Here is a 9,664-nt window from a genome sequence, read left to right on the forward strand (position 1 = left end):
GGTTCGGGGTGGCGGGCAGCTCGGGGGCCGCGCTGGCGGAGCCGGCCGCACCGACCCCGGCAGCCGCTCCCGCAGCGACGATCAGCGCGGCACGGGCGATCCGGCGGGTCAGGGGGAGGGACATGGTGCTCCTTCGACGGGAGAGAACAGTGAGCTTCGTGAAGTGTCCGACCAGGTCCGGCAGTTGATCGACTGGCTGTGGATCACCCCGGCTCGGACGCAGTGACTACCGCTCGAAGCCCGCGAAGGTTGCGGCGGCGCAACGTAAAGAGTTGGTAATGCGTCGCATTATCGGCTGCGGATAAAACCGGTCAAACAGGCCTCTGCCGAAACCCCCGCGGAATCCTTCCAGCCCTGTGTTCCCAAGGGTCTCGCGGTGGCCCGGCTGAGGGTGCGAAAACCCGCGCCCACCCTCGCCGCCGGACCATACGGGTAACCCTTCTGAGTGACTCCCCGCACTCCTGCGCGAGCTAGCGCATCGTGACGATACGGACCGCGTCCGCGTCCCGTTCCGCGCCCGCGGTGCCCTTCGCCGAGGGCTCCCGCCACTGGCTCGCGGTGTTCCCGGCCACCCACTCCCGCCCCGCGTACGTGACCCGGGCGATGTGCAGCTCGGAGGCGTTGGCCACGGCCCAGTGCGCCAGCTGCCAGCCGCGCTGGTCCAGGCTCCGCCCTCCCGCGGAGGACGTGTCGTCGCTCACCGGGAGCGTGACGGTGCGCCCGCCGGAGTTGTCCGCCGCGCTCGCGGAGGGCGTCGGCGTGGCCGCCGAGGATCCCCCCACCGCGGCACCGGCCGGCTCCAGCACATCCCGTCCGAAGTCCCGCACGAGCGCGGCACGCACCCCGTCGGGGCCCGAGGCCCTGGTCGCGGCCGGGCGGCCCTCGCAGGTCAGCGTGGCCGCGGACTGTCCGGTGAGGGCCGCGGCCAGCAGCGCGGCGTCCGGCTCGTGCTTGGCGTAGGCCTGCGGGAAGCCGCTGCGCTGCACGCGCTGCGCGGCGACGGTGAGCGGCAGCCGGGTGTAGCCGGGCACCTTGACCAGGTGGTCGTAGAACTCACCGGCCGAGTACGTCGGATCCATGATCTCCTTCGGCGTGCCCCAGCCCTGCGAGGGCCGCTGCTGGAACAGGCCGAGGGAGTCCCGGTCGCCGTGGGTGATGTTGCGCAGGGCGGACTCCTGGAGCGCGGTCGCCAGCGCGATGGTCACGGCCCGCTCGGGCAGACCGCGCGCGGTCCCCACGGCGGTGATCGTGGCGGCGTTCACGGCCTGCTCGGGTGTGAACTCGTACGACGCCCCGTCGCCCTTGCCGGAGACGACCTTGCAGCCCGGCCCGACCGAGCCCCCGGTGACGTACTGCACGACGAGGTACCCGGCGACCGCGAGCAGGGCCACGAGGGCGGCTCCGCATCGAAAGAGGCGGCCACGGCGTTTGGGAGAGGACTGCTCTGGCACGCGGTACAAGGTACTGGAGAGTAGGCAGTGGTATGAGCCAGGTGGGGACAGTGAGGCCGGGGCCTGGCGCGTTAGGGTCGACGGCATGGCCGACACCTCGCTTGACCTCACGCTGGACGCCGCGGAGCTCACCGCCCGGCTCGTCGACTTCCGTTCCGAGAGCGGCACCGAGAAGCCCCTCGCCGACGCGATCGAGACCGCGCTGCGCGCCCTGCCCCACCTGACGGTCGACCGGTACGGCAACAACGTCGTCGCCCGCACGAACCTCGGCCGCCCGGAGCGGGTGATCCTGGCCGGGCACATCGACACCGTCCCGATCGCGGACAACGTCCCCTCCCGGCTCGACGAGGACGGCGTCCTGTGGGGCTGCGGCACCTGCGACATGAAGTCGGGCGTCGCCGTGCAGCTGCGCATCGCGGCCACGGTCCCGGCCCCCAACCGCGACCTGACCTTCGTCTTCTACGACAACGAAGAGGTCGCCGCCGAGCTGAACGGCCTCAAGCACGTCTCCGAGACACACCCCGAGTGGCTTCAGGGCGACTTCGCGGTGCTCCTGGAACCGTCGGACGGCCAGGTCGAGGGCGGCTGCCAGGGCACGCTGCGGGTGCTGCTGAAGACCACGGGCGAGCGGGCCCACTCGGCGCGCGGCTGGATGGGCTCCAACGCGATCCACGCCGCGGCCCCGATCCTGGCCCGTCTGGCCTCCTACGAACCCCGTTGGCCGGTCATCGACGGCCTGGAGTACCGCGAGGGCCTGAACGCGGTCGGCATCGGCGGGGGAGTGGCCGGCAACGTCATCCCCGACGAGTGCGTCGTCACCGTCAACTTCCGCTACGCGCCCGACCGCACGCCCGAGGATGCCGTCGCCCACGTCCGCGAGGTCTTCGCGGACTGCGGGGTGGAGGAGTTCGAGGTCGTCGACCACAGCGGCGCGGCGATGCCCGGCCTTTCCCATCCGGCGGCGAAGGCGTTCATCGAGGCGGTCGGCGGCACCCCGATGCCGAAGTACGGCTGGACGGACGTCTCCCGCTTCTCGGCGCTCGGTGTCCCGGCGGTCAACTATGGCCCCGGCAATCCCCACTTGGCGCACAAGCGGGACGAGCGCGTGGAGATCGCCAAGATCCTCGCGGGCGAGGAGCGCCTGCGGAACTGGCTGACCGCCTGACCCCGTCGGGACGCCATCGGGTTTACGGCGCTTCATCGCGGACATGCTCACGTCCCTCGTTCGTAACCCGCGTAGATCTACGCTGAGGTGGAAAGACAGGCACGACGGAGGGAGCGCACATGGCGACCGGCAACCCCGAGGGGAAGAAGCAGCCGCCGGATGAGAAGCGCCTGGGCCCGGTCCTCCAACGGCGGGACCAGGTGCAGGCCAGCACCACCGACCAACGGCTGCTGGACGAGCGAGCCCCCTCCGACTGGGTCCACACCGACCCCTGGCGCGTGCTGCGCATCCAGTCGGAGTTCATCGAGGGCTTCGGCACGCTCGCCGAGCTCCCGCCCGCGATCAGCGTCTTCGGCTCGGCCCGGACCCCGGTGGACTCACCCGAGTACGAAGCGGGCGTGCGACTGGGGCAGGGCCTGGTCGACGCGGGCTTCGCCGTCATCACGGGCGGCGGCCCGGGCGCGATGGAGGCGGCCAACAAGGGCGCCCTGGAGGCGAAGGGCATCTCCGTCGGCCTCGGCATCGAGCTGCCGTTCGAGCAGGGGTTGAACCCGTACGTCGACGTCGGCCTGAACTTCCGCTACTTCTTCGTCCGGAAGATGATGTTCGTCAAGTACGCCCAGGGCTTCGTCGTCCTGCCCGGCGGCCTCGGCACCCTCGACGAACTCTTCGAGGCCCTCACCCTCGTCCAGACCCAGAAGGTCACGCGCTTCCCGATCGTCCTCTTCGGCAGCGACTACTGGGGCGGTCTGGTCGACTGGCTCCGCGACACGGTGATCGCCCAGGGCAAGGCGGCGGAGAAGGACCTGCTGCTGTTCCACGTGACGGACGACGTGGACGAGGCGGTGGCGTTGGTGTCGAAGGAAGCGGGCAGGTAGAAGGCGGTTCCAGCCGGGCTTATCGGGTGGGCACAGGCCGGGGGTACCAGGGGGCGGCGCCCCCTGGTACCCGGGCGCTAGGCCAACCCCCGCAGCGCCACGGCAGGGGCCCGACGCCCCGCGATCGCCGAGACCATGTCCAGCACCTGCCGCGTCTCCGCGACCTCATGCACCCGGTACACCTGCGCCCCCAGCCACGCGGACACCGCCGTGGTCGCCAACGTCCCGACCACCCGCTCCTTCACCGGCCGGTCCAGCGTCTCCCCGACGAAGTCCTTGTTGGACAACGACACCAGCACCGGCCACCCCGTGGCGACCATCTCCTCCAGCCGCCGCGTCGCCTCCAGGCTGTGCCGGGTGTTCTTGCCGAAGTCGTGGCCGGGGTCGATCATGATCGACTCCCGCGGCACCCCCAGTGCGAGCGCCCGCTCGGCCAGCCCGACCGTCGCGTCCAGGATGTCCGCCATGACATCGTCGTACTCGATCCGGTGCGGCCGGGTCCGCGGTTCCGCCCCGCCCGCGTGCGTGCACACCAGGCCCACCTGATACCGCGCGGCGACCTCCGCCAGCCCCGGATCGACCCCGCCCCACGCGTCGTTCAGCAGATCGGCCCCGGCCTCGCACACGGCCTCGCCGACCTCGGCCCGCCACGTGTCCACGCTGATGACCACGTCCGGGAAGCGTCGCCGCACCTCCGCCACGAACCCGACCGTCCGCCGGGCCTCCTCCTCGGCCGTGACCTCTTCGCCCGGCCCGGCCTTGACCCCGCCGATGTCGATGATCGCGGCGCCCTCGGCCACCGCCTGCTCCACGCGCGCGAGGGCCGGCTCGTCGCGGAAGGTGGCGCCCCGGTCGTAGAAGGAGTCCGGGGTGCGGTTCACGATCGCCATGATCACCGGCTCGTGCGCCCCGAATTCCCGCCTGCCCAGCCTGAGCATCGCCTGTGACCTTTCCTGGTACGTCCCGTCTTCCGCCGCCTGCGACCCTAACCGTCAGACTCGCATGGCACGATCGGAGCCTGACAACATCCGACTCGGAGGACTTCCGAAGAGTCCGATCCGTCCGACCGTGGGGGCCCCGCGATGGTTATGTTCCTGTTCCTGGTCGTCGCGCTCGCCGTCGTGGTCGCCGCGGTGACGCTCGCCGTGGTGGGCGGCGGCGAGAACGGCCCGCTGCCCGAGGCCGCCCCCGAGCGGCTGCGGGACCCGCTGCCCCCGGACCGCCCGGTCGACCGCGCGGATGTGGAGGGCCTGCGCTTCCCGCTCGCCGCCCGCGGCTACCGGATGGCGGACGTGGACGACGCCCTCAGCCGCCTGGGCGCCGAGCTCGCCGAGCGCGACGCCCGCATCGCCGACCTGGAGTCGGCCCTCGCCGGAGCCCGGTCGGGCTCCGCCCACGCACCGGTGCACGCGTCCGGGGAGCAGCACGTGTCCATGGACAAGCCCGCCCCCAGGAAGGAGGACCGGCCGTGAGCGACGGCGCCGCCCTGGCCGGCCCGGACGGCGCGCTGCGCTGCCCCTGGGCCCTGTCCGCCCCGGAGTACGTGGCGTACCACGACGAGGAGTGGGGCCGGCCGGTCCACGGCGACGACGCGCTCTTCGAGCGCCTCAGCCTGGAGGCCTTCCAGTCCGGCCTGTCCTGGATCACGATCCTGCGCCGCCGCCCCGGCTTCCGCGCCGCCTTCGCCGGCTTCGAGATCGCCTCGGTCGCCGCCTTCACCGACGACGACCGCGAGCGCCTCCTGGCCGACGCCGGCATCATCCGCAACCGCGCCAAGATCGACGCGACCCTCGCCAACGCGCGTGCGCTGACTCAGTGGTCCCCGGGCGAACTGGACGCGCTGATCTGGTCCCACGCCCCCGACCCGGCCGGACGCCCGGCCCCGAAGACCCTCTCCGACGTCCCGCCCGTCACCCCCGAGTCGACGGCCCTGTCCAAGGCCCTGAAGAAGCGGGGCCTGCGCTTCGTGGGCCCGACGACGGCGTACGCGCTGATGCAGGCGTGCGGCCTGGTGGACGATCACCTGGAGACCTGCGTCGCCAGAAGCACCCCGTCAAAGGCGCGGGGCGGCGCTACCGCCCCAAGTACTTCGGCCTCTCCTTGTTGACGAAGGCCTGCACCGCGATCGCGTGATCCTCGGAGGAGCCGGCCCGGGTCTGGAGCTCGTCCTCCTTCTCCAGGGCCTCCTCCAGGGAGTGCGTCAGCCCGAACGCCACCGACTCCTTCAGCGCCGCGTACGCCACCGTCGGACCCTCGGCCAGCGCCCGCGCCACCTTCTCGGCCTCCGCCCGCAGGTCACCGGCCGGCACCAGCCGGTTCGCGATGCCCAGTTCGTACGCCTCCTGCGCGCTGATGCTCCGCGGGAAGAGCAGCAGGTCAGCGGCCCGGCCCGGGCCGATCACCCGCGGCAGCGTCCAGGAGATCCCCGAGTCGGCGGTCAGCGCGACCCCGGCGAACGAGGTGTTGAACGCCGCCGTGTCCGCCACGATCCGGTAGTCCGCGGCGAGCGCGAAGCCGAAGCCCGCCCCGGCCGCCACCCCGTTCACCGCCGCGACGACCGGCTTGGCCGCCCCGGCCAGCGCCCGCACGATCGGGTTGTAGTGGTCCCGGACCGTGTTCATGGTCTGCCCCGAACCGGTCTCCCGGTCCCGGACCAGCAGCCCGATGTGCTCCTTGAGGTCCTGTCCGACGCAGAACGCCCGGTCACCGGCGGCGGTCAGCAGTACCGCCCGTACGGCGCCGTCGCCCGCCGCCGACTCGACCGCCTCCCGCAGGGCGACCTTGGTCGCCACGTTCAGCGCGTTCATCGCCTCCGGGCGGTTCAGCGTGATCGTCGCGAGTCCGTCGCTCACCTCGTAGAGCACGGTGTCGGTCATGCGTATCCCCTCCGAGTCGCGGATCGGGGACGTACCGGCCGGTACGTCCCGGGTCTGCAGGACAGCATGACGGAGATCGCGGACGGGGAACCGGACCGTACGTGTGACCTGCGTCAAAGAATTCTCGTGCGAATCGGTTCGGCGGATGCGTGCGCGGCGGCGGAGTATCGCAGTCTCATCGCCGAATTGAGTGGTTTTGCTCGCGTGCGTTGCCCAAGCGATGCCTACTGATGTTGGTCATCGGGTCCTGAGATGCGGGATAATGGCTTGGAAGCAATGTGTTCGATGCCGGTGTCGCGTGTCCTGCCACAAGGAACCACACGTGTGCCCTTCTCAGGGGCCGTCGGCTTTGACGATGAGCTGGGTTTCAGGAAGGGGAACGAGCATGGCGGCCATGAAGCCGCGAACGGGTGATGGCCCGCTCGAGGTGACCAAGGAGGGGCGGGGCATCGTCATGCGCGTTCCGCTCGAAGGCGGCGGTCGGCTCGTCGTCGAGCTGACCCCGGACGAGGCCGACGCGCTGGGCGATGCCCTCAAGAAGGTCGTCGGCTGACGCGCGAGCGACCATACCCTTTCAGTTGCCCCGGCATCACCCGTGATGCCGGGGCGGCTGTTTTCTCACCGATGACACGCGCCTGCCCCGGCTCCGGCCGCGCTAACGTGCCGACCCTCAGCGTTTGACCGCGCACAGCAGCCCGTCGCCCACCGGCAGCAGTGACGGAACCAGCTCCTGGCTCTCGCGCACCGCACGCAGCAGCTCGCGCAGCCGCAGCACCTCCGTGGGCTGCGGGCCGGAGTCCACCGTCCGGCCGTTCGCGAAGGCGCCCTCGAAGATGACCAGCCCGCCGGTGCGCAGCAGACGCAACGATTCAGCGAGGTAGTCCATGACCTCCAGGCGATCACCGTCGCAGAAGACCAGGTCGTAACCGGCGTCCGCGAGGCGGGGCAGCACGTCCAGGGCGCGGCCCGGGATGAAGCGGGCGCGGTTGCTGGCGAAGCCGCAGGCGCGGAAGGCCTGGCGGGCGAACTGCTGGTGCTCCGGCTCGGGGTCCACGGTCGTCAGCACACCGTCGGGCCGCATACCGTGCAGGAGGTGGATCCCGGAGACACCGCAGCCGGTCCCGATCTCCGCGACGGCTTTCGCGTCTACGGACGCGGCCAGCAACCGCAGCGCGGCGCCCGTGCCGGGCGTCACCGAGCGCAGCCCTGCCTCACGGGCCCGGTCCCGGGCCCAGTGCAGCGCTTCGTCCTCGGCGACATAGGCGTCGGCGAACGCCCAGCTCGTCTGCCGGTTGCCGGTAATGACCCTCTCCTGTCCCCGTGAATGCCTGGGCGTGACTGTATCCGTTGGGCACGGGAACCCGCAGATGGGACCGGTCGTTCAAAGGGAGGAGCAAGTGGCGTCGGTCGGGACGGGGGGCGGGCAGTGCAAGAGGTCGCCGAGCAAGTGCCAACGCAGCAGTACGAGGGGTATCAGCCCAGATCAAATTCTCGTAAAACCGCTTATCCGGTCCTAACGGGCGAGGTGGCTATGGTAGGGGCTCCACTGGACACCACCAGAGCTGACAGGGGAGGTGCGGCTGCGCCTGTGGATCGCGGAGGAGTGCTGCGGCGCTTCCTCGGATCGGCGGGCAGGCCGACATCCGTGAACGACACCGCTGCTGACCACAGTCACGCCGCTGACATCGCCCAGACCGCGACCTTCACCACCGACGCGGACGGGCAGGCGTGGACTCCGCCCACGTGGGAGGAGATCGTCAGCACGCACAGCGGCCGGGTCTACCGGCTCGCCTACCGTCTGACCGGCAACCAGCACGACGCGGAGGACCTCACGCAGGAGGTCTTCGTCCGCGTCTTCCGCTCCCTGTCGACCTACACGCCGGGCACCTTCGAGGGCTGGCTGCACCGCATCACCACGAACCTGTTCCTGGACATGGTCCGCCGCAAGCAGCGCATCCGTTTCGACGCGCTCGGCGAGGACGCGGCCGAGCGGCTGCCCAGCAAGGAGCCCACGCCGCAGCAGGTCTTCAACGACGCGCATTTCGACGCGGACGTTCAGCAGGCCCTCGACACCCTGGCCCCGGAGTTCCGCGCCGCGGTCGTCCTGTGCGACATCGAAGGACTGTCGTACGAGGAGATCGCCGCGACCCTCGGCGTCAAGCTCGGTACGGTCCGCTCGCGGATCCACCGTGGCCGCTCCCAGCTGCGCAAGGCCCTTGCGCACCGTTCTCCGGAGGCGCGTGCCGAGCGCCGCTCCTTCGTGCCCCGTGTTCCCGCTCTGGGAGGAGGGGGCGCGAGCGCGTGAGCGGATCTCGGCCGAAAGCTTCCGAGGGTCACCTCGCAGAGCAGCATCTGGGAGACCGACTCTCCGCCCTGGTGGACGGAGAGCTCGGTCATGACGCGCGTGAGCGCGTACTGGCGCACGTGGCCACCTGCCCGAAGTGCAAGGCGGAGGTGGACGCCCAGCGCCGGCTGAAGAACGTCTTCGCGGAGGCGGCCCCGCCGCCCCCCTCCGAGAGCTTCCTGGCCCGCCTGCAGGGACTACCCGCGGGCGGCGGCCCGGACGGTGATCTCACACCGCCGGGCGGAGGAGCGCTGCCCGGAGGGCTGTCCGGACGGTTCGGATCGTCCGGGGCGTTCGGAGTGAAGCGCGGCGAGCGGTTCGAGTTCGGCTACGCCCCCGCCCGGCCGCATCTTCCCGTGCTGCCCGCCTCCCCGGGAGTCCCGAGCCTGCCGTCCGACACCGGTGATCTGCCGTCGGACCACCGGGGCCTGCCTTCGGGGAGGGGTTTCCGTATCCACGATGTCGGCCGGCACGACACGGATCGCTCCTCATCGCGGCTGCGGTTCGCGTTCGTCGCCGCCGGGGCCGTGTCGCTGGCCGCGATCGCGCTGGGCGGTGTCACCACCGTCACCCCGGCCGACACGGAGGCCCGAGGAGGCCAGGGCTCGGGGAGCAATGTGACGCCGATGCGCACCCAGGGCACCGGCCCCGCGGCACCGCCCGAATCCCAGCGGCGCCGGACGGCTCCGCTGCTCGGGCAGGTGCACGGCCAGAACACGCTCGGCCGCGGACCGGTCGCCCCGACCGAGGTGTCAGCGCCTCTGCTGCCCGGGGTGTCCCCTGCCGCCCGGCAGCACGCGCTGCATGCGCTGACCGCCCCGGTGGTGGCCGGCGCGGCCGTCATGTCCCCGCTGATACGTCCGCTCGAAGCGGCCACGCCGGCCGCCCTGACCTCTTGGGCCGAGGTCCCCGAGATCACGGCCCCCCTGTTCGCCGAGCCCCTCCTGGAC

Annotated in this window: 11 protein-coding genes and 1 pseudogene; 7 read left to right on the forward strand and 5 right to left on the reverse strand. The window is 71.5% G+C overall.

From position 1 onward, the window contains the following. Positions 1 to 124, reverse strand: a pseudogene (locus C1J00_RS47180) (ATP-binding protein); the annotation flags it as partial. 346 nt (positions 125 to 470) lie between these two features. Beyond that, the gene (locus C1J00_RS31065) at positions 471 to 1,451 is read right to left on the reverse strand and encodes a VldE C-terminal domain-containing protein (protein ID WP_102912314.1); all 981 of its coding nucleotides are present in this window, start codon (positions 1,449 to 1,451) and stop codon (positions 471 to 473) included. 85 nt (positions 1,452 to 1,536) lie between these two features. On the opposite strand from C1J00_RS31065, the gene dapE reads away from it, so the two are divergent. Together dapE and C1J00_RS31075 are read left to right on the forward strand one after the other, a co-directional pair. Next, positions 1,537 to 2,616, forward strand: coding sequence for a succinyl-diaminopimelate desuccinylase (dapE, locus tag C1J00_RS31070; RefSeq protein WP_102912315.1), 1,080 nt, complete (start codon positions 1,537 to 1,539; stop codon positions 2,614 to 2,616). A 119-nt stretch (positions 2,617 to 2,735) separates the two neighbouring features. Then, positions 2,736 to 3,494: an LOG family protein gene (locus tag C1J00_RS31075; protein ID WP_102912316.1), complete on the forward strand. Its 759-nt coding sequence runs from the start codon at positions 2,736 to 2,738 to the stop codon at positions 3,492 to 3,494. Between the two features lie 77 nt (positions 3,495 to 3,571). Here C1J00_RS31075 and folP read toward each other — a convergent pair whose 3' ends face one another. Further along, the gene (gene folP / locus C1J00_RS31080) at positions 3,572 to 4,432 is read right to left on the reverse strand and encodes a dihydropteroate synthase (RefSeq protein WP_102912317.1); all 861 of its coding nucleotides are present in this window, start codon (positions 4,430 to 4,432) and stop codon (positions 3,572 to 3,574) included. Between the two features lie 144 nt (positions 4,433 to 4,576). On the opposite strand from folP, the gene C1J00_RS31085 reads away from it, so the two are divergent. Both C1J00_RS31085 and C1J00_RS31090 read left to right on the forward strand, forming a co-directional pair. Next, positions 4,577 to 4,966 (forward strand): DivIVA domain-containing protein, encoded by a 390-nt coding sequence (locus C1J00_RS31085; RefSeq protein WP_102912318.1) that lies wholly within the window; start codon positions 4,577 to 4,579, stop codon positions 4,964 to 4,966. Then, positions 4,963 to 5,601: a DNA-3-methyladenine glycosylase I gene (locus C1J00_RS31090; RefSeq protein WP_102912319.1), complete on the forward strand. Its 639-nt coding sequence runs from the start codon at positions 4,963 to 4,965 to the stop codon at positions 5,599 to 5,601. The genes C1J00_RS31085 and C1J00_RS31090 overlap by 4 nt, the downstream gene beginning before the upstream one ends. Here C1J00_RS31090 and chcB read toward each other — a convergent pair. Beyond that, complete coding sequence (gene chcB / locus C1J00_RS31095; protein WP_500691492.1) at positions 5,567 to 6,376, reverse strand: 2-cyclohexenylcarbonyl CoA isomerase; 810 nt, start codon at positions 6,374 to 6,376, stop codon at positions 5,567 to 5,569. The two genes, C1J00_RS31090 and chcB, sit on opposite strands and share 35 nt — an antisense overlap. Positions 6,377 to 6,755: 379 nt before the next feature. Between chcB and C1J00_RS31100 the strand changes: the two genes are divergently transcribed. Then, a complete protein-coding gene (locus C1J00_RS31100; protein ID WP_003966491.1) occupies positions 6,756 to 6,923 on the forward strand; it encodes a DUF3117 domain-containing protein in 168 nt (55 codons plus the stop codon). 117 nt (positions 6,924 to 7,040) lie between these two features. Here C1J00_RS31100 and C1J00_RS31105 read toward each other — a convergent pair whose 3' ends face one another. After that, positions 7,041 to 7,739 (reverse strand): O-methyltransferase, encoded by a 699-nt coding sequence (locus C1J00_RS31105; RefSeq protein WP_281262779.1) that lies wholly within the window; start codon positions 7,737 to 7,739, stop codon positions 7,041 to 7,043. A gap of 234 nt (positions 7,740 to 7,973) precedes the next feature. Here C1J00_RS31105 and sigE point away from each other — a divergent pair, with 234 nt between their 5' ends. Both sigE and C1J00_RS31115 read left to right on the forward strand, forming a co-directional pair. After that, positions 7,974 to 8,675: an RNA polymerase sigma factor SigE gene (gene sigE, locus C1J00_RS31110; protein WP_102912321.1), complete on the forward strand. Its 702-nt coding sequence runs from the start codon at positions 7,974 to 7,976 to the stop codon at positions 8,673 to 8,675. Then, positions 8,672 to 9,664 (forward strand): anti-sigma factor family protein (locus C1J00_RS31115; RefSeq protein WP_102912323.1); only part of this gene is annotated, 993 nt, incomplete at its 3' end. The genes sigE and C1J00_RS31115, both read left to right, overlap by 4 nt.

Source organism: Streptomyces cahuitamycinicus (genome assembly GCF_002891435.1).
GTDB classification, from domain to species: domain Bacteria; phylum Actinomycetota; class Actinomycetes; order Streptomycetales; family Streptomycetaceae; genus Streptomyces; species Streptomyces cahuitamycinicus.

Excerpts from the sequence above, each read along its gene's own strand:
- folP (WP_102912317.1), bottom strand. The coding sequence starts at position 4,432 with ATGCTCAGGCTGGGCAGGCGGGAATTCGGGGCGCACGAGCCGGTGATC.
- dapE (WP_102912315.1), top strand. The coding sequence starts at position 1,537 with ATGGCCGACACCTCGCTTGACCTCACGCTGGACGCCGCGGAGCTCACC.
- C1J00_RS31075 (WP_102912316.1), top strand. The coding sequence starts at position 2,736 with ATGGCGACCGGCAACCCCGAGGGGAAGAAGCAGCCGCCGGATGAGAAG.
- C1J00_RS31100 (WP_003966491.1), top strand. The coding sequence starts at position 6,756 with ATGGCGGCCATGAAGCCGCGAACGGGTGATGGCCCGCTCGAGGTGACC.
- C1J00_RS31085 (WP_102912318.1), top strand. The coding sequence starts at position 4,577 with ATGGTTATGTTCCTGTTCCTGGTCGTCGCGCTCGCCGTCGTGGTCGCC.